Annotated in this window: 19 protein-coding genes, 1 other RNA gene and 1 riboswitch; of the genes, 8 read left to right on the top strand and 12 right to left on the bottom strand. The window is 50.6% G+C overall.

The genetic code is table 11. The features are described from left to right. Positions 1 to 145: 145 nt before the first annotated feature. Entirely contained in the window at positions 146 to 1,858 is a 1,713-nt protein-coding gene (locus BOO20_RS01840; RefSeq protein WP_076789913.1) for a SulP family inorganic anion transporter, read from the top strand. Between the two features lie 20 nt (positions 1,859 to 1,878). Here the strand turns inward: BOO20_RS01840 and BOO20_RS01845 are convergent, their stop codons facing one another. Further along, complete coding sequence (locus tag BOO20_RS01845; protein ID WP_076789916.1) at positions 1,879 to 2,136, bottom strand: hypothetical protein; 258 nt, start codon at positions 2,134 to 2,136, stop codon at positions 1,879 to 1,881. 157 nt (positions 2,137 to 2,293) lie between these two features. Here BOO20_RS01845 and BOO20_RS01850 point away from each other — a divergent pair, with 157 nt between their 5' ends. The 4 genes from BOO20_RS01850 to BOO20_RS01865 all read left to right on the top strand — a co-directional run bounded on the left by BOO20_RS01850 (position 2,294) and on the right by BOO20_RS01865 (position 4,229). After that, positions 2,294 to 2,728 (top strand): arsenate reductase family protein, encoded by a 435-nt coding sequence (locus BOO20_RS01850; protein ID WP_076789919.1) that lies wholly within the window; start codon positions 2,294 to 2,296, stop codon positions 2,726 to 2,728. A 17-nt stretch (positions 2,729 to 2,745) separates the two neighbouring features. Then, positions 2,746 to 3,054: a hypothetical protein gene (locus BOO20_RS01855; RefSeq protein WP_076789923.1), complete on the top strand. Its 309-nt coding sequence runs from the start codon at positions 2,746 to 2,748 to the stop codon at positions 3,052 to 3,054. A 186-nt stretch (positions 3,055 to 3,240) separates the two neighbouring features. Then, positions 3,241 to 3,627 (top strand): TspO/MBR family protein, encoded by a 387-nt coding sequence (locus tag BOO20_RS01860; protein ID WP_076789925.1) that lies wholly within the window; start codon positions 3,241 to 3,243, stop codon positions 3,625 to 3,627. A 158-nt stretch (positions 3,628 to 3,785) separates the two neighbouring features. Further along, entirely contained in the window at positions 3,786 to 4,229 is a 444-nt protein-coding gene (locus BOO20_RS01865; protein WP_076789928.1) for a PPC domain-containing DNA-binding protein, read from the top strand. A 20-nt stretch (positions 4,230 to 4,249) separates the two neighbouring features. On the opposite strand, the gene ald is transcribed toward BOO20_RS01865, so the two are convergent. The 8 genes from ald to bcp form a co-directional block, all read right to left on the bottom strand. Further along, positions 4,250 to 5,353: an alanine dehydrogenase gene (gene ald, locus BOO20_RS01870; protein WP_076789930.1), complete on the bottom strand. Its 1,104-nt coding sequence runs from the start codon at positions 5,351 to 5,353 to the stop codon at positions 4,250 to 4,252. 99 nt (positions 5,354 to 5,452) lie between these two features. Continuing rightward, positions 5,453 to 6,223, bottom strand: coding sequence for a M48 family metallopeptidase (locus BOO20_RS01875; protein ID WP_076789933.1), 771 nt, complete (start codon positions 6,221 to 6,223; stop codon positions 5,453 to 5,455). Positions 6,224 to 6,331: 108 nt separating this feature from the next. After that, a complete protein-coding gene (locus BOO20_RS01880) occupies positions 6,332 to 7,468 on the bottom strand; it encodes a PLP-dependent aspartate aminotransferase family protein (protein ID WP_076789934.1) in 1,137 nt (378 codons plus the stop codon). A gap of 235 nt (positions 7,469 to 7,703) precedes the next feature. After that, positions 7,704 to 7,845, bottom strand: a riboswitch (SAM riboswitch). Positions 7,846 to 7,947: 102 nt separating this feature from the next. Continuing rightward, positions 7,948 to 8,091 carry a hypothetical protein gene (locus tag BOO20_RS12825; RefSeq protein WP_158068722.1) on the bottom strand — a complete coding sequence of 48 codons (144 nt, stop codon included), beginning with the start codon at positions 8,089 to 8,091 and terminating at the stop codon, positions 7,948 to 7,950. Between the two features lie 125 nt (positions 8,092 to 8,216). Continuing rightward, entirely contained in the window at positions 8,217 to 8,744 is a 528-nt protein-coding gene (locus BOO20_RS01885) for a transposase (RefSeq protein WP_198935398.1), read from the bottom strand. 310 nt (positions 8,745 to 9,054) lie between these two features. Then, positions 9,055 to 9,458, bottom strand: a transfer-messenger RNA (tmRNA) gene (ssrA, locus tag BOO20_RS01890). A gap of 177 nt (positions 9,459 to 9,635) precedes the next feature. Next, the gene (locus BOO20_RS01895) at positions 9,636 to 10,199 is read right to left on the bottom strand and encodes a YqgE/AlgH family protein (protein ID WP_076789939.1); all 564 of its coding nucleotides are present in this window, start codon (positions 10,197 to 10,199) and stop codon (positions 9,636 to 9,638) included. Positions 10,200 to 10,208: 9 nt separating this feature from the next. Continuing rightward, positions 10,209 to 10,679, bottom strand: a complete 471-nt coding sequence (bcp, locus tag BOO20_RS01900) for a thioredoxin-dependent thiol peroxidase (protein ID WP_040433653.1) — start codon at positions 10,677 to 10,679, stop codon at positions 10,209 to 10,211. A gap of 85 nt (positions 10,680 to 10,764) precedes the next feature. On the opposite strand from bcp, the gene BOO20_RS01905 reads away from it, so the two are divergent. Continuing rightward, positions 10,765 to 11,271: an NUDIX hydrolase gene (locus BOO20_RS01905; protein WP_076789942.1), complete on the top strand. Its 507-nt coding sequence runs from the start codon at positions 10,765 to 10,767 to the stop codon at positions 11,269 to 11,271. 271 nt (positions 11,272 to 11,542) lie between these two features. After that, on the top strand, positions 11,543 to 12,031 hold the full coding sequence (locus tag BOO20_RS01910; protein ID WP_076790085.1) for a hypothetical protein: 489 nt from the start codon (positions 11,543 to 11,545) through the stop codon (positions 12,029 to 12,031). Between the two features lie 62 nt (positions 12,032 to 12,093). Here BOO20_RS01910 and BOO20_RS01915 read toward each other — a convergent pair whose 3' ends face one another. The 3 genes from BOO20_RS01915 to BOO20_RS01925 form a co-directional block, all read right to left on the bottom strand. Further along, on the bottom strand, positions 12,094 to 13,884 hold the full coding sequence (locus BOO20_RS01915) for an ATP-binding protein (protein ID WP_076790088.1): 1,791 nt from the start codon (positions 13,882 to 13,884) through the stop codon (positions 12,094 to 12,096). A 4-nt stretch (positions 13,885 to 13,888) separates the two neighbouring features. After that, on the bottom strand, positions 13,889 to 14,581 hold the full coding sequence (locus BOO20_RS01920; protein WP_076789945.1) for a response regulator transcription factor: 693 nt from the start codon (positions 14,579 to 14,581) through the stop codon (positions 13,889 to 13,891). Between the two features lie 258 nt (positions 14,582 to 14,839). Next, positions 14,840 to 15,808 (bottom strand): ABC transporter ATP-binding protein, encoded by a 969-nt coding sequence (locus tag BOO20_RS01925; RefSeq protein WP_076790090.1) that lies wholly within the window; start codon positions 15,806 to 15,808, stop codon positions 14,840 to 14,842. Positions 15,809 to 15,893: 85 nt separating this feature from the next. Here BOO20_RS01925 and mfd point away from each other — a divergent pair, with 85 nt between their 5' ends. After that, entirely contained in the window at positions 15,894 to 19,202 is a 3,309-nt protein-coding gene (mfd, locus tag BOO20_RS01930) for a transcription-repair coupling factor (RefSeq protein WP_233120851.1), read from the top strand. Positions 19,203 to 19,250 lie beyond the last annotated feature (48 nt).

Here is a 19,250-nt window from a genome sequence, read left to right on the forward strand (position 1 = left end):
ACAAATTAGCGGGACTTGCCCTCCCTTTTTTTATTGCCCTCGTGAATAATTCAGGTTAAAAGTGTATTGATAAACCAATCCAAAAATCTTATATAGCATGAATACCAAGTAACTACTGCCCGGTTCATTATGTCTGAAGCCCACCATGTTCAAACCAAAACTTTTCACCGTTTTACATGAGCTCACCCCTGAGCGGATAGGAAAGGATATTATTTCCGGTGTACTTGTGGGTATTGTTGCTCTCCCGCTTGCAATCGCCTTTGCCATTGCCTCAGGAGTTTCACCGGAAAAAGGTCTCATCAGTGCCGTTATCGGCGGATTTCTTGTCTCCTTTCTCGGGGGAAGCCGGGTACAGATTGGAGGACCGACCGGTGCTTTTATTGTCATTCTTTTCGGAATTGTTCAGGAGTACGACCTTAACGGCCTTCTGCTTGCAACCATGATGGCCGGTGTTATCCTGATGATCATGGGTTTTGCCCAGTTCGGTTCGCTCATCAAATTCATCCCCTATCCGGTGATTGTCGGTTTTACCAGCGGCATTGCTGTCATTATTTTTTCCAGCCAGGTCAAGGAGTTTCTCGGCCTTTCAATCGACACTGTTCCCCCTGACTTTATCGGCAAGTGGAGCGCCTTTGCACTCAACATAGAGACCATTGACCTGCCAAGCCTGTTGATCGGCCTCCTGGCACTCCTGATCATTATCTTCTGGCCGAAACTCTCGCACAAGGTTCCGGGCTCTCTTGTTGCTATAGTTGTCACCACGGCTATTGTGCAGCAGTTTCATCTCGGAGTAGCCACCATTGAGACCCGTTTCGGCGAGATTCCCTCCATGATTCCCGCACCGGTTCTCCCCATCTTTGATTTTGCAACTATCCGCAGTCTCCTCATGCCGGCAACCACCATTGCCCTGCTTGGAGCAATCGAAGCGCTGCTCGCGGCTGTTGTGGCTGACGGCATGATCGGATCGAGACACAAGTCGAATATGGAGCTTATTGCCCAGGGTGCAGCCAATATCATTACCCCCCTCTTCGGCGGCCTCCCGGTAACCGGAGCAATTGCAAGAACGGCAACAAACGTCAAGAACGGGGGCAGAACCCCGCTTTCCGGTATTGTTCATGCAATAACACTTCTCTTGATCATGATACTCTTCGGCAGATGGGCAAAGCTCATCCCGATGCCCGCTCTTGCAGCAATTCTGATCATTGTTGCATGGAATATGAGCGAAATCAAGGTATTCCGTCAACTGCTGAAAAGCCCGAAAAGCGATGTCATTGTTCTCATGACAACCTTCGGCCTGACTGTTGTTTTTGATCTGACAGTGGCAATCGAGATCGGCATGCTGCTCTCGGTTATCCTCTTTATGCAGCGCATGGCCGAACTCTCAAATGTTGGACTGATGACCGGAGAGCTGAAAGACCGTGATGAAGAGGAGGATCCCAATGCCATTGTGACACGAAAGGTGCCCGAAGGGGTGGAGGTTTTTGAAATCAGCGGCCCCTTCTTCTTCGGTGCTGCAACCAAATTCCGGGATGCCATGCATATCGTTGAGAAGGCGCCGAAAATCCGCATCATCAGAATGCGCAAGGTGCTCTCGATTGACGCCACCGGCTTGAACATGATGCGGGAGCTGCTCAAGGACAGCAACCATAGCGCAACCAGGCTTATACTCTCCGGAGTGCATGCCCAGCCGCTCTTTGCCCTTCAGCAGTACGGACTCTACGACGAGATCGGTGAAGAGAACATTTTCGGCAACATCGACGATGCCCTCGACCATGCACGGGAGATTCTCGGTCTTCCGAAACTGGGTCGCCAACTGAACTTTGTCCCCTCGGTGCAGCGGGAGATGACCCCGCCGTAGGGGCGTATTGCAATACGCCCCTACCCCTCCTTGCTGCTGTAGGTACGGATGCTTGAAACCGCTTTCATATCATAATAGGTGTTCACACTCACACCTCCCTCCTCACCGGTAATACGAAGAAAAAGATCACTGATAAAGAGCACGGCATCTTCATAGATTGCCCCTTCATTGATCTGCAGCCTGACCCCTTTCCGGATTTTTCTTGACATGGTGCCATGCAACGGTACCGATGAGTATTCCAGAACTTTTTCCCATGCCTGCAGGTTACTTTCAGCCATAACCCTACTCCTTTTTTAATTAATTATTGAAATAACACAACAGATCCTTACTTATATATCAATTATAAGCATTTTATGTTATTTATTTAGTTTTTTTATTATTTTTCCCTTAATTAAGTAGTGACGAACAACCAAAGGAGCCAATAAAACCGGGATCATGGCAACCATACTCTTTTTCGAAAAGCCGGGGTGCCAGAACAATACCCGGCAGAAGGCCCTGCTGGAAGATTCGGGACATCAGGTAGAAGCGGTTAATCTGCTTGAGCATTCATGGTCAAAGGAGGAGCTTGCTCGATATCTCGGAGAGAAGCCTGTAGCCGAATGGTTCAACATGGCGGCGCCCAAGGTAAAGTCAGGAGAGGTAAACCCTCATCTGTATAGCAGAGAGGAGGCAATTGCGCTCATGATCAGGGAGCCGCTCCTCATAAAACGGCCTCTGATGAAAATCGGAAACCACTATTTTCAGGGCTTCGACATTGCCGGCCTGAAAAAGCTGATAAACCTGGTGGAGCAGGAAAAACAATCAGAAAATTTGAGCGACATGAACTCATGCCCTCACAACAACAACTATTCATGCACAATCAAGAAATAACCAGGGAGTACCGAACTATGGAATCATCACTGCGACCGCTTGGAACCGTCATGCAGCTACTTGAAGAGCTCGGCCATGAGGTAACCTACGCCTACGAAGATCTGGTATTTGTCAATCACAACGGGTTCCTGCTTCAGTTCGAAAATGCCGGTCCGACACTGAACCTCTTCTTTAACCGGAATTTTCCGAAAAGTGAGGCCGACACCATTGAACAGAGCATTATTCCTGCGGCTGACAAACTGGGTCTGGCAATCAACAAAAAAGGGCTGTACAATCTGACCGAGCAGGATAATGAAAACGTGCAGATCGAGTTTTTCGATAACTGAACTACCTGGACGCAAACAACCAATTTGTGCCATCCCGAATCCATTCATGACGTTGCAGGCCAGCAGGGGCGTATCGCAATACGCCCTTACGGTCGGGAACCATTTGGCCGGGAGATATTGTTTTCTCTTCTGTGTGCAGGTGCAAAACAGTGGCAATGTATGCATTGAACGGAGAAGAGAACAATCATGAGTACATGGTATGAAGAGTTGAAAAAGCCTCACCTGACCCCGCCGAACAAGTTTTTCTGGCCGGTCTGGATTGCGATATACATCCTTATTTTCGGAGCCTTTTTACTCTACTTTATTGCTCCTTCGCACCCTCATCTCTACACCACGATCGCACTGCTCATCATCCATTTTACCGCCGCATTTAACTGGACGGGAATTTTTTTCTCCCGAAAAAAAATACTGCTTGCGTTGTTTGACCTCCTCTTCATCGACAGCACCCTTGTTGCAATCATTCTGCTTTTTCTGCAGGCAAGCACGCCAGCAGCTCTTCTCCTGCTCCCCTACCTCGGCTGGGGGCTCTTTGCAACCTGGCTGAACTGGCACATCTACAGGCTTAACCGGTAGAACGCCTCTTCCAGCTCCATCGGTATTGATCGCTTACTTGAACACGCTCCTGAAGCTAAAAAGCTCTGGTATGCATTATCGGGTTTTGGTAAATTGACTGTAGCCATGCAGCATACGAAACGTTAAACGGGGAAGCCTTAACATAAAACCTTGAGGACATGAAATATTCAGAGGCCCGGGAGGGCAGGACATTTATCATAAGACTTGAGGATGGTGAAATCGTACATGAGAAACTTGAGCAGTTTGTAAGAGATCACGCTATCGCGAGGGCATCGCTTATTGCAATCGGAGGAGCCGACAAGGGAAGTCTGCTTGTGGTCGGCCCTGATGAGAGCCGCTCACATCCGGTCACTCCGATGACTCATGAACTCTATGATGCTCATGAAATTACCGGAACAGGAACCATCTTTCCCGATGACGAGGGCAATCCGGTACACCATATGCATATGGCGTGCGGTCGTGAGGAGAATACCGTTACCGGCTGTATTCGCAAGGGGGTGAAGGTGTGGCTGGTCATGGAGATCATTCTGACTGAACTGCTTGAAAACAGTGCTCTGCGTCAGTACGATCCGCACTCCGGATTCAAGCTGCTTGTTCCCTGACCCGAAAAAAACGTACCCTGTCAGGCAAACGGATTCTCATGAAAGGGCTTTCCCAGTGATCGGGCAAGCGCCTCATGGGTCACCTTGCCATTCCAGATATTCAATCCCGATGAGAGGCCCGGCATCATGACCATGGCACTCTCCAGGCCGAGATCAGCAATTCTTCTGACATAGGGAAGGGTGGCTCCGGTGAGTGCCTCCGTTGATGTTTGCGGGTAGGCAGCAGGCATATTGGCCACACAGTAATGAACAACCCCCTCATCCACAAAAACTGGTGATTCATGGGTTGTCGGTCTGGTGGTTTCAATACATCCGCCCTGATCAACAGCTATATCGACAAGCACCGCTCCCGGCTTCATCTTCTTCAGCATTGAGCGGCTGACGAGTTTCGGTGCTACCGCTCCGGGAACAAGAACCGCGCCAATCAGAAGATCAACCATTTCAAGCTGCTCTTCAATATGCTGCTCGGTTGAGTAAAGCGTATGCACCTGAGAAGGAAGTGACGTTTCAAGATAGCGCATGCGCTCCTGATCGACTTCAAGCACGGTGACATCTGCGCCAAGTGCCGCCGCGACCTTTGCGGCATGCATTCCGGCCAGCCCCCCGCCGAGTATGGCAACCCTGCCGGGCAGAACACCCGGAACTCCGCCGATCAGCTTCCCGTTCCCGCCATGATGACGACTGAGATAGTAGGCTCCCATAAGAACACTCATCTTTCCTGCAATTTCACTCATGGGTGCAAGCAGTGGACGGCGTCCATTATCCTCAACCGTCTCATAGGCAAGTGCGGTCACGCCGGAATCAAGCAGCTTCTCCGCCAGATCCGGCACCCCTGCCAGATGCAGAAAGGTAAAAAGCGTGAGATCCTCCCGGAAAAAGCGGCACTCCTCTTCAAGGGGCTCCTTGACCTTCACCACCATATCACTCTTCCAGACCTTTTCGGCCGAAGCGGTGAGCTGTGCTCCGGCCCGACGGTACTTATCGTCACTAAATCCGCTTCCGATCCCTGCACCGGCTTCAACCACAACACGGTGACCGGCAGAAACAAGATTACGAACTCCGGAAGGGGTGCAGGCGACCCTGTTCTCTCCGGATTTTCGTTCAACAGGAATTCCGATATTCATGGCTTGGCGGTTTACAGGTAAATGATAAGGAGGCAGCGCTCTATGAGAAGCAATCTACAAATTTAAACCCCGATCCAGAAGGGCATTCCTGGCCTGCTATTAATTGTGATGAGCCCCGCTCCCTACCCAGGCGGGGACATACTTCCATGCATGCTTCATCTCCCTGTTGTTGCTCTGGCACAGCGGGTCATGCTGATGAACCAGCGACCAGAATGCCCTGGAGTGATTCATCTGCACCGTGTGACAAAGCTCATGCACCATAATGTAGCGGACAAGATAGTCGGGCAGAAAGAGCAGCTTGCTGTTCAGGGTTATCGAGCGGCGTGATGAGCAGCTTCCCCACCGTGAGTGCTGCAGACGAACACTGGCAGAAGTGTAGCTGAATCCATGAGCAGCGGCAAGTTTTTCAAGCTCAGGAAGCAGGTGCACCTGAGCCCGATGCTTCAGCCAGGAGCAGAGCAGCTTTTGTGTAAGCGCTGTGTCGGCAACATCACCGAAAACAAAAAGCGTGTTATCCTGCTGCTCTTTCAGCTCAACCTCTCCGCTTCCGGTTTGGGCGTAGCTGACCGACCAGGATTCAGCAAAATCGGGAAAAGTGACAGAGGAGGGCAACCCGTTTTCTGCAAGAGCAAGCGAAGGCTGGCGATGGGCTTCAAACTTTGCCTGGACTTTTTTTATCCATGCCTCATGATGCTGAAGCAGCGAAGCGATCTGTTTTTTATCGAATCGAGGAGGCACAACCACCACAAGGCCTCCATGAGGTGTCATCTTCAGTCGTGCGCTCTTTGCTCTCGGGCTCACCTTCAGGGTATAGGGAAAGGGTGCGTCGGCTGCAGAAGGGGTGTTATGGGTAAAAAACGGGAGGGGCATATGTGTTTCCGGTAATAAATTTCCGTCAGATGAAGCATCACTTCATCTGACGGAATGAACATTCATGCCTTAATGTAGCAAAGAGCGGCAAAAAAATCACCCTCACCTTCATCCAAGGGCAGAGGCAAGATCGACAATCAGATCATCGCAATCTTCAATGCCGATCGAGAGGCGGATAATATTCTCCGTAATCCCTGCGACCTCACGGTGTTCACGATCCATGGATGCGTGGCTCATGCTTGCCGGGTGTTCAATCAGTGACTCAACACCTCCGAGGCTTTCAGCAAGTGAAAAAAGTTTTGTACCCGTCAGCACCCGGTTGACATCCTCAATACCGCCCTCAAGCTCAAAGGAGACCATACCTCCGAAACTCTGCTGCTGAAGCCGGGCAAGCTCGTGCTGCGGATGGGCCGGAAGACCTGGATAGAAGACCCTCTTGACCTTCGGGTGCTTCTCAAGAAATTCCGCCACGGCAAGGGCGTTCTTCTCATGCTCCCTCATGCGAACCACGAGGGTCTTGATACCGCGAAGCACCAGCCAGCAGTCGAACGGCTGGGCACAGGTACCAAGTGCATTGACCGTAAACTTCAGCCTGGCATCAAGATCTTCACTGTTGGAGAGCACTGCACCGCCAACCACATCGGAGTGGCCGTTCAGGTACTTGGTGGTGGAGTGCACCACAATATCGGCTCCAAGCTCGAAGGGTTTCTGACCGTATGGCGAGAGAAAGGTGTTATCAACAATGGTGAGCAGCCCGTGGGTCTTTGCCAGCAGGGCAACCGCATGGATATCGACCAGATTCAGCAGCGGATTTGAAGGGGTCTCGACCCAGACAGCCTTCGTATTTTTGTTGACGTAGTGCTCAAGATTGGCCGCCTCCTGCAAATTCACAAAGTGTACCTTGATGCCGAAATGCTCTTCTACCGTGGTCATGAGACGGGAGGTACCGCCATAGCAGTCATCGGTACAGATGATCTCGTCGCCGGATTTGAAGATGCTTAGGGTTGAGGTAATGGCGGCCATACCGGTTGTTACCGCAACAGCCGATGAGCACCCTTCAAGCGCACAGAGATTATCTTCGAGCGCCTTGCGTGTCGGGTTGCCACTCCGGGTGTAATCGAATCCCCGGTGTTTGCCGATATCCTCAAACACAAAGGTTGAACTCTGGTAGATCGGAGTCATAATAGCGCCGTATGCCTTGTCAGGCCCAACTCCTGCATGGATCGTGTCAGTCTGAAAACTCATTGATAAACTCGCTCGTAAATTAATGGTTGATGTGAACTTGAAAGTAATGATAAAACAAAAAAACCCCTTCCCTGATGATGGAAGAGGTGATTTATTTTCCGGGGTTCTCCCCTGTACTACCAATATGTCGCTCCTCCGGAGCTGAAGAAAAACCGTTCTTGACAACGTTATGGAGGCGCCTGTTGGTACCCTTGGGGTACCTGTTTTGAAAAACCGCTCCGTAAAGCATCTTTTTCACGCATCGTTCTTCCGCTTCATTCCGATTGCGTCGGAGTGCATAGAGCGCAGAAGTAGAATGTGGCACCGTGTCCCGCTGTGAACGGGATCGGTTGTCAAGGCTTCGCAGGGTCTATTCCCTCAGCCTTTCTTGATGACCAGCAATGGTGTGAAGAACACTGTAACAATCGTTAAGGTAAGATTTCAGCAACAAAAATACAAACCGATCGTTCATAATGCCATCAGCAGACAACGCCGCTTTCTCATCCGAGCTTCCGGTATTTCAGCATCATGCAGGTTGGGTAGGTCAGGCCGGGAACAACCTGGTCGCTGGCAGGAAAATCGGTTCTCTCTTCAAGCAGCTCAAGCGAGGCTGATTGCAGTACCGTCGGATCGAGATAGTCCATCAGGGTATGTCCGTTTTCGAAGCATCCTCTTTGGCAAATTGATCATACTCTTCCATTGCCCTCTCTTTTCCCTGAAATGTACCACATCCCCGTTACAGAAAAAAACCGGGCTGATGGGCAATGTCCTACTGTACCGAGATGAAGCTCGGCGCTCCCGGATAGGCACTGCTCCATCTCCATGTTTCGGGGAATTGACACAAATGTGCCTTCACCGGGTTTTGGTGAATATACTCAATCACTGTTTGCAGATGTCCTTCATTGCGGATATAACGATCCCAATATTCACGCATCCAAAGACTTTTGCCGGGAACGCCGAGCTCCAGCTCGGCATTATGTTTCATCACCCAGCGCCCTGTAAAGGATTTCCATGACTGCACAATCTTTCCCAACTCAATCAAAGGCTCAATAAGAATATGCACATGGTTCGGCATGATACACCAGGCAATTAAACGATATTTCACACCATCAAATGCAAAAAAGGAGTTCTGTACAATATCTGCTACCACAGGATGTTGTAACGCACAACAACCCATGCCCGAATCCATATATTTTTCTATCAATTTCCGGCGGCACAGCTCTCGCCGATCTTCCGCTACAGAAGCTATCTCGAGTTCAAACTGCTTTAACACCTCTTGTGGAAGACTATCAGCCAAACGAAAGGTGATTGACTGAAGCAAACCTATACGATCGCAATGAGGAAGGTAGCCGCGAGAGTACCACTCCAAGGAAGATCGTTCCCATGAGAGAGAGTTTCCCCTATCCCTGTCTATCATGCTTTTCTACATGGCCGAGCTGGAGCTCGGCGTTCCCGGACTGGGACACTACATTCCCGGACAATACACTGCTCCTGCACCATAATTGTTTAGTTCGGCTTGTTTTTTATGGAGAAACCAATCATAATACAACTGGATTACGCCTGACGCAAAACAAAAAAGCCCGAACCGGAGTACCGGAACGGGCTTATTGTGGAGATGGCGGGAGTCGAACCCGCGTCCAGAACATTGCTCAATAAAGCTACCACACTCATCCCAGGTGTTCAGTGTTTCATGAACCGGTGCTACACCTGTAAAGTTCGGTTCACTATCCCTCTTTGTGTCACCCGCCTGCCTTTTCGGGCAAAAACAGTCGGAGCTTACTTGCGCGAACCGAAGCTCAAGCGCGGGTTATGCCATCCGGTGGCTTCAGAATAAGCGCCTCCCCCACCGGACGATGGCTGATTAATTAACTTGTGCTAATCAGGCAGCCATTGCATACGAATAATCGTCTGCATCTATTGTTTGCATAGACTTCTTTAACGAGTCCATCCATGCTGAAACTCGGAGTGCAACTCCATCTTGCACCTGCCCTGTCGAAAGCCTGTCATCCCCATGCTCGACAAAGTAGCGTGCCGTAATCAAACGCAGTGGTATATATGCTTTTTGACTCTTATGAACAACAAAAATCAGGATCGTTTAATTCCCCGGCACTCGAAATAGCGTAACAAGCCACCATGCAGGAAGAGAGTGCTCGCTGTATAACGAAGCTGTTCCGCTCAAGGGCACCGCTCAGTTCAGTCCCGGCAGTTCAGGCGCGTTGGCAACGATCTGGTACTCTCCGCCCTTGGAGCGGACCGAACGGCTCCACATCCGCTCGTAGGCATCACTGAATATCAGCTCCTTCGATGCGTCAGCCGTGTACCATGACCCTTCATCAAACTCAGCTTCAAGCTGCCCGGCAGTCCATCCGGCATAGCCGAGAAAAAACCTGATTTCAGACGGCATCATGATACCGGTGTTGAGCAGATAACTCAGTTCGTTTTTGTCGCCCCCCCAGAAGAGCCCGGGCAGAATCTCAAGTGAATCCTCTATCAGGTCACCCCTTGAATGGAGAAAATGAACGGTATCAACCTGTACCGGCCCGCCCATGTGCAGCAGCTCCTCTATATCCTCAAAACCGGCAATAGCCTCACATACCTTGAACTCCATCGGGCGGTTCAGGATAAAACCAAGAGAGCCTTTCTCATTATGCTCGCACATTAGCAGCACCGTCCGCTTGAAACTCGACTCAAGCAGATTGGCTGATGCGAGCAGAAGTTTGCCTGCTTTAAGGTTTTCAAATTCGTTTACCATGCTGTACTGTCAGGTTTTTTTCTGCAGATAGTTAAGCAACTCCTCCGCATGTTCCGAAGGATTGACTTTCGGCCACACTTTTTCAATCTTGCCCTCTTCATTAATCAGGTAGGTTACCCGACTGGTTCCCATATATTCGCGTCCCATAAATTTTTTCTGCCCCCAGACGCCGTATGCTTCAACAATGCTCTTTTCAGGATCGGCGACCAGGCGGAATGGCAGCTGATACTTCTCCTCAAACTTCTTGTGCTTCTTCTCACTGTCAACGCTCACACCAAGAACCTCAACCCCTAATGCCTTAAAGTTAGGGAAATTATCACGAAAAGCACAAGCCTCCTTTGTGCATCCGGGAGTATCATCCTTGGGATAAAAATAGAGTATAACCTTCCGGCCACGGTACTCTTCAAGGGTTACCGGCTTTCCGTCCTGATCGAGCGCCGAAATTGCAGGAGCAGAAGTTCCTTCTTCAAGTATTGATATTGCCATAAATGAAACTTATTCTGGTTAGTAAAAGGTTTTAGCATCTAAATCTCCTGACACAGCAAAAAGTTTCTTCCAAACCATAATGAGATCGTATACCTACTGCCCGATATGCTCAAACAGGCTCGAAGGCGCCAGGATTGATGGTCGTCAGAGAATGTTCTGCCCCGTCTGCGCCTGGGTGCACTATATAAATCCCCTCCCCGTTGCACTGGCATATACAGTCAACAGACAAAATGAACTGCTTGTGGTACGCCGCGCCCAGGAACCTGCACTCAACGAATGGGCTCTGCCCGGTGGTTTTATTGAAGCCGGCGAAGAGCCTCACGAAGGGTGCCTGCGGGAACTGATGGAGGAGACGGCATTGAACGGCAAAATTGATCGGCTTATCGGCATCTATCACCGTGAGGTGGAGATGTATGGATCGCTGCTTGTGGTCGCCTACAGGGTGATCGTTGATGATGACACCATTGCAATCAACAACGAACTGTTCGATGCCGGTTTTTACCCGCACCATTTGATCCCGGAAGTGCGTATTCCCCTGCATATAAAGGTTATTTCTGACGCCAGAGAAAGTGAGTCCCTCCTTTAAGAGCTGCCCCGAAAGCGAGATACGCACCTATTACTCAAAACCTCAAACAAGGGGACCCGCGCCCGGGGCCGCTTGCAAGGGGCATATGTAAAAGTTTGCTTAAAAATAAGTTAACTCCTTGCTATTGATTCCCGCCTTCTGCTATACTGGCTGATGAAGAGATCGCTGATAAGTGATGCTTTTTCTTTACTGAAAGGAATGATTACACGAGATCTGACTGCAACATCTTACCGTACATACTTTTACAATCGATAACGACAGGGAGAGCATGATGAAAAAGATGAAAATCAGTGGAAAACTGAAAAAAATTGCCTGTATCGCCTCACTTCTCGCTGCATGCAGCGGCAGTGATGTTTTTGCCAAAGAGGGGGTAGGCGTCGGGCTTATCGTCGGTGAACCGACCGGCGTGAGCATGAAATACTGGCTCGACAACTCCACGGCCATAGATGCGGCTCTTGCCGTATCACTTTCGGACAATAATAACCCGTTTCAGTTTCATGCCGACTATCTGGTGCACAGCAAAAGGTCAATAACTCCTTCCGAATTGAAAGGCCGTTTCCCCTGGTACTACGGCATAGGCGGAAGAATTAAAAACAGTCATGAGACCGAGGTCGGTGTTCGCGTTCCGGTAGGTATCACCTATCTCTTCGCCGATACCCCCATCGACCTCTTTGCAGAAATAGCTCCGGTACTTGATGTAGCACCAACGGTCCGGCTCGGACTCAACGGAGCTGCAGGCATCCGCTTCTATCTACCCTGAGCATCTTCAGGCAGTATCGATAAATTCAAACTGATCTCTTTATCCGTCGAATGGAGAAGAGATCAGTTCCTGTTTACGGTACTATCCGCTGCAACCGGAAAAAGAACGGAGAAGACCGAACCCTGGCTGACTCTTGAACGTACCTCTACGTGGCCTTTGTGGGCCAGAACAATGTGTTTGACAATGGCAAGCCCGAGTCCGGTTCCGCCAAGCTCCCTGGAACGGGCCTTGTCAACCCGGTAAAAGCGCTCAAAAATCCTTCCCAGATCCTGCTTCGAGATACCGATGCCGTTATCTTCCACATCAAGCTGCACAAAGTCACCGTTTCTGAATGCTGATATCCTGATTTTGCCGTGCTCTCTGTCGACATATTTAATGGCATTGTCAAGCAGGTTTCGAACCACAATTTCCAGATATCCGCAGTCCGCATGGAGTTGCGGCAGATCACCGGCTATGTTGACATCAAGCCGTATCGCTTTCTTTTCAAGCGCAAGACGAAGCTGATCAACCGATTTTGCAATAACCGTCCTGAGATCCACCGCACTGAAGTGGTACTCAATGCGGCCCGACTCGATTCTGGAGAGATCAAGCACGTCGTTTACCAGTGCGGTAAGCTGTTCACTCTCCTGAAGGATAATCTTCAGAAACGCAGAGGCATGTTCCGGCTCATGCATCGCCCCTTCGAGCAACGTTTCAGTATATCCCTTGATGCTCGTCAGGGGGGTACGCAGTTCGTGCGATACGCTGGATACAAAGTCGCGACGTACCCGTTCAAGATTGCGAAGTTTGGTGATATCATTCAACACAAAAACCGTTCCGTCAAACCGCTCCCCCTGCAAAACCGGCATGGAACTGATCTGCATGATTCTACGTCCCTTGGTTGTTTCAAAGGCCATCTCCTCCTTGATGAGCGCCAGACGGCTCTTGTTTACCCTGCTGAACAGCTCTTCAAGCCGGCTGTCGGAGAGGTGACGGAGGGGCCTGGATTTGAACATGGCCCCTTCAATCCGGAAAATTCGTGATGCCGCAGGGTTGACGAGTATAATATCGCCGGCAGCATCCGTAACAATGATTGCCTCCCTGATTCCCGAAAAAACAGCGCGAAACCACTCTTCACTGCGCCTCATTTTTTTTATCTCATCGGACATGGTGTTGAATGCACGGGCCAGCATACCGATCTCATCCTGCCGGTCAACGGGAATGGTGCCTGAGAGGTCATCCCGGAGCCGTTTCCGGGCGATTTCCGCCAGATTGCGAAGCGGCCTGGCCAGAAAAAATGCCCCGAGAAGACCCGCAACAAAAGAGAAGAAGAGCGCAAAAAAGAGCCCCTGCTCGATGCTTTTGCGGATTCCTTTCTCAAAGATGCCGATATCGTAAAGGGGTTTGGCGAAACGCAAAAGGGCCCGGGGTTTTGGCCGTCCGACAGGAACCGCCATATAGAGCATCTGCTCCTTCACCGTTTGACTGTAGCGGGACTCCTCTCCGTACCCTTTCTGCAGTGCCGCATCTACTTCAGGGCGGTTGCGGTGGTTCTGCAAAACAGCGAGTTTTTTTGCAGGAATATAGGAGTCGCCGATTACCCTCCCCTGAAGATCAATAAGTGTAACCCTGAGTTCAAGCGCACTCCCTACCCGGTCGGCCCAGGCATCGGCACTGTCGGCGTCAAGCCATCCGGCGGGTTTCTCTTCAAGCAGCTGACGGTTCAGCAGAAGATCCCGGTGCAACTCCCTGCGGGATGCCTCTCTGAGCAGCTCCGTCAACTGACCGCCAAGCGAGAGATAGCTGACGAGCACGGTTACAAAAATAATGGTGCCGATAACAGCCCCGAGCCTGAATGAAACTTTGGCCTGCATCATTTTAAGCCTCTTCATCAAACTTGTAACCGAATCCGCGTACGGTTTTTATCATCCGTCCGGTTTCGCCGAGCTTTTCACGAAGCCGGGTAATATGGGTATCGATGGTGCGGGTGTTGATGGAGCGGTCAACATCCCAGACATCGCTGAGCAGCTTTTCGCGTGACTGCGCCTCCCCTTTTCTTTTGAGCAGCGCAGCAAGCAGCTTGAACTCCATCAGGGTAAGCAGAAGCTCCCTGCCTTCGAGGGTAACCAGGTGACGGACAAGATCGACATCAAGCGTACCTGCTCTGAGCTGCTCCGGCACCCTGCCCCCGTGACGCCGATCACGCTTGAGAATGGCCCTGATCCTGAGTATCAGCTCCCTGGGGCTGAACGGCTTGACAACATAGTCGTCGATACCCAGTTCAAAACCGAGAATCCGGTCAATCTCCTCACCTTTTGCCGTCAGCATGATAATGGGAAGATCCCTGAAAAGCTGATTCTGCCTGATCTGCCGGCACACTTCAAAACCGTCAATTCCGGGAAGCATGACATCAAGCAGTACGAGATCAAAACTTTTTCGGACAAGTTGCTGAAGAGCCTCTTCGCCTGTTGAGGAAACATGACATTTAAAGCCGGCCCGTTCAAGATTATAGCCAAGCAGTTGGGTAAGATGCGGATCATCCTCAACAACCAGCAGCATCGGATCCGACATGGGAGAAAGAGTTTAATTCATTAACACACAAGACACTCAAGTGGACGCAGTGGACAGGAAGATCATGGACGTTGTGGACTCCATGGACAAAACTATTTTTCTTTTTTTATTGCCTCTTCCAGATGGTATTCGGCAATGTTTCGCTTGAAAGCTATCTCATACGCTACAATGCACCAACTCAAAAATCTCTTTAATCTTGTCTACTGAGTCCATTGCTGTCCACTATTTCTTCGTCCACTTCATCCATTTTCCTCTTTTTCACTCCCCCGCTTTCCAGCAGGCAGCTTCATGACCGGACTCAAAGGAGAGGAGTTCCGGCTGCTCCTTGCGGCAGTGTGCATCGGCAAGCGTGCATCTTCCGGCAAACCGGCACCCCCCGGGCAGATTGACCGCACTGGGAACGTTGCCTTCGATGACATGAAGCCTCTCTTTTGATGAGCCCAGCCGGGGAATGGATTTCAGAAGGCCCCTGGTGTAGGGATGAAGCGGATTGGTGAAGAGCTGTTCAACGGTGCCTTTTTCGACAATCCTTGATGCATACATGACTATAACATCCTGACAAAGCTCGGCAACCACTCCGAAATCATGGGTGACAAGCATCACACTCATCCCTGTTTCGCCCTGAAGTTTGCCGATAAGGTCAAGTATCTGCGCCTGAACGGTTACGTCAAGGGCTGTAGTCGGTTCATCAGCGATCAGTAGCGCCGGATTACAGGAGAGCGCCATGGCAATCATGACCCGCTGTCGCATTCCGCCCGAGAGCTCGTGAGGATAGGAGGAGAAGCGTTCGAGAGGGTTTGGAATCCCGACCAGATTGAGCAGTTCGACCGATCGGTTTTTTGCTTCGGCTTTACTGATGTCGCGGTGAATGAGAAGTTGTTCCATAATCTGGCTGCCGCAGGTAAAGACCGGATTGAGCGAGCTCATCGGTTCCTGAAAGATCATGGCTATGTCGTTGCCTCTGAGTTTGCGCATCTCCTCTTCAGAAAGCTTCAGGAGATCGCGCCCTTTCCAGAGAATCTCCCCGCCCGCAAAATAGCCTGGCGGCATAGGGATCAGCCGCATAATTGAGAGTGCTGTCACCGATTTTCCGCATCCGGACTCTCCGACAACACCGAGTGTTCTGTTCCTTCCCAGCGAAAAGCTTACTCCGTCTACCGCTTTGGCAATACCGTTGTCAGTAGAGTACCAGGTACTGAGATTTTTCAGTTCAAGAATTTTTTCCATATATAGCAGCTTGCCCGCCAGTGCTTGTTTCATGGTTACACGTTTTGCCGGGATCAAGCATGAAAATATGTTTTGTAAGCTTCATATGAAAACGTTATCAGATTCTGACCTCCAAAGCGCCTCTGTTACCAAGAGAAATCCAGGATTTCTGCTTGAAATCATCAGGCAGTCAAGCCCTTATGTTCTGCTTAAAAAGGCTTTACAGGAAAAACCTGCTGTAAAGGGGATTTTCCCCCCTGTCAATATTTCAGGACTGCAGGGATCGCTTCCGGCAGTGCTCGCAGCTCTCCTTTTTACTGATCACCCCGACTCTCTCATGGTGCTTTGCAGCCAGCAGAGCTTCGAACTCTATGAAAATGATTTTGATGCCCTCCTGTCAAAAGAGAGCATCTGCAACACCTCCGACGAGCTCTCCCTCTCCGTAGGAGCACTGGCGCGAGGCAAAAAATCGGCCCTGCTCTCCTTTTTTGATGATCTCGATGTTGCACTTTGCAAACCGGCTGAAGCAAAAAACCGGATTCTGCACCTGAAAACCGATGAAGCCGCAGGCTATACAAACCTGAAACAGTTTCTTGAGTGTAACAGCTTTGAACAACGGGAGTTTGTTGAGGATGAGGGAGAGTTCTCCATTCGCGGCTCCATCATCGACGTCTTCCCTTTCGGCGCAAGAGAGCCGCTGCGTATTGAGTTTTTCGGCGACACCGTCACCTCCCTGCGACTGTTCGACATCAACAGCCAGCTCTCAGGAAAAACGGTAGCCGAGGCGGATATTACCGCCAGTTTTATGGTAACAGAGAGCGATGCGTCCGGAACCGGAACAACAATTCTCGATTATCTTGACCCCTCCACCGTTATCATCATTGATGACACCATCGATTTTGCTGCACTGGATAACCATGAAGCGCTTTCGGCTGCACTCTCCCGGTTCCGGTGTATATGGATCATGCACTCGGCGCCTTCCGGTATTGAGTTCGGTTCCGGCCCGCAGAAAAAACTCAATGCAAACTTCCGCGTACTTGCCTCACTCCTGCAGCAGGAGTCGGGTAAAAAAAGAAAACCGCTCTTTGCAACCAGTTCACGACGCGAAATAGGAGAACTGACCGACTTCCTCGCCGAAGCGATGACAGAATCGGGAGGATCAGCCCTGCATGACGCAAGCTGGCTTCCGCTCAACCTGCACACCGGGTTTACCTTCGGCTCTCTTGACCTCTATACCGAATCCGACATCTTCGGCAAGCTGCATACCCACAAAGCCCATCGCAAGCGAAAAATCCGGGGGATATCACTCAAGGATCTCCAGAAGCTCAAAGTGGGCGATTATGTTGTTCATGAAGATTACGGCATCGGTATTTTCAAATCCCTTGAGACCATAACCGTCGGTAATTCCGAGCAGGAGTCGGTACTGGTGGAGTATGAGGGCGGCGATCAGCTCTTCGTCAATGTGCAGAACATTAACCTGCTCTCAAAGTATACCGCATCCGAAGGCTCACTTCCCTCGCTCTCAAAACTCGGAAGTTCGAAATGGGCCGCAAAAAAGGAAAAAGTCCGCGGAAAGCTCCGCGATACGGCCATAAACCTGATCAAAATTTACGCCCAGAGAAAAATGCAGTCCGGTTTTGCCTTTGCTGCGGACTCCATTTTCATGCGGGAATTTGAAGCCTCTTTTATTTTTGATGAGACACCCGATCAGCATCGGGCAATTGTTGAGGTTAAAAAGGATATGGAGGCGCCTCATCCGATGGACCGGCTGATTTGCGGGGATGCAGGATTCGGAAAAACCGAGATCGCCATGCGGGCGGCATTCAAGGCGGTAGAGTCAAAAAAACAGGTTGCGGTTCTGACTCCGACGACTATTCTCGCACACCAGCATGCCGAATCCTTTACCAGGCGGTTTGAAAATTTTCCGATTGCCATAGCGGTTCTGAGCCGTTTTGTTCCGCGCAAGGATCAGATTGAGCTGCTTAAAAAAATAAAAGCGGGCCTGATTGATATCGTCATCGGCACCCACCGTCTTGTATCGAAAGATGTGCTCTTCCAGGATCTCGGTCTGCTTGTTATTGACGAAGAGCAGCACTTCGGCGTTGAGGTCAAAGAGAAACTCCGGGAGCAGTTCCCCGGAGTTGACACCCTTACCATGTCGGCAACACCGATACCGAGAACCCTCCAATTCTCAATGCTGGGAGCGCGTGACCTTTCCATTGTTTCGACACCTCCGAAAAACCGTCAGCCGGTTGAAACACTCATAACCGATTATGACACTGCCCTGATTCAATCGGCGATCCAGCGGGAGATCAGGCGTGAAGGCCAGGTTTTCTTTCTGCATAACCGGATTTCCGGCCTTGAAGAGGTACAGCTAACCCTGCGGGAGCTTGTCCCCTCTGCACGCATCGTCTTTGCTCATGGTCAGATGGCGCCGAAAGAGCTTGAAAAGGTTATGATGGACTTTATGCAGAAGGAGGTTGATGTCCTGATCTCCACCACCATCATCGGCTCGGGTCTGGATATCTCCAATGCCAACACCATTATCATCAACCGGGCTGACATGTTCGGACTTTCCGACCTCTACCAGTTGCGCGGCAGGGTCGGCAGAAGCGACCGGAAAGCTTACTGCTACCTGATCACCCCGCCGCTCCACACCCTGAAACGGGATGCTGTACAACGGCTTGCGGTGATCGAAAGCTTCACCGAGCTCGGATCAGGCTTCAATATTGCCCTGCGCGATCTCGATATCCGTGGTGCGGGCAATCTGCTCGGCGCCGAGCAGTCCGGGTATATTCATGAACTCGGATTTGATCTCTATCAGAAAATGCTTGAAGAGACCGTTGCCGAGCTGAAGTCTACCACCTTCAGTCATCTCTTCTTAACTGATGGCAAACCGGCACCGAAACCATCAAAAAGCTGTGACCTGCTCTTCTTTTTTGATGCACTCATTCCCGATTACTTTATTCATGCAACCCATGAGCGGTTTGCCTTTTATGAAAAAATCTCCAAAGCTCCATCAGAAGAGGCAGTTGAAGCCCTTTCCGGGGAGCTCAGGGACCGTTTCGGTGCTCTGCCCGAAGAGGTGGCAACCCTGCTGCTCCTGACAAAACTCAAACTTACGGCATCATCCCTCGGGCTTGAAAAAATCGACATCCAGCCGAAGAGCTTTACCCTTCTGCTCCCGGGTCATGACAATGAACACCTTGCAAACCGTGAGTTTTTCCAGTATCTCTTTCTGTCTGTCCAGGAGCCCTGGATGCAGGAGTACCGGCCGGGATTTAAAATGGAGAAAAAAATAAAGCTGGTGCTGCACCACCCCGTTTCGGCCGACACATCTCCCTGTATGCTGCTCGAGCGTTATAGTGATCTGCTGAAAAAACTTGATCGGGCATCAAAAGAGCTGCCGGCGTGAAAACCTCACACACTCCCTCAAACTCCCCGATGAGCGCCGGGAGTATTG

Origin of the sequence: Chlorobium sp. KB01 (assembly GCF_001975465.1) — a bacterium.
GTDB lineage: Bacteria > Bacteroidota > Chlorobiia > Chlorobiales > Chlorobiaceae > Chlorobium.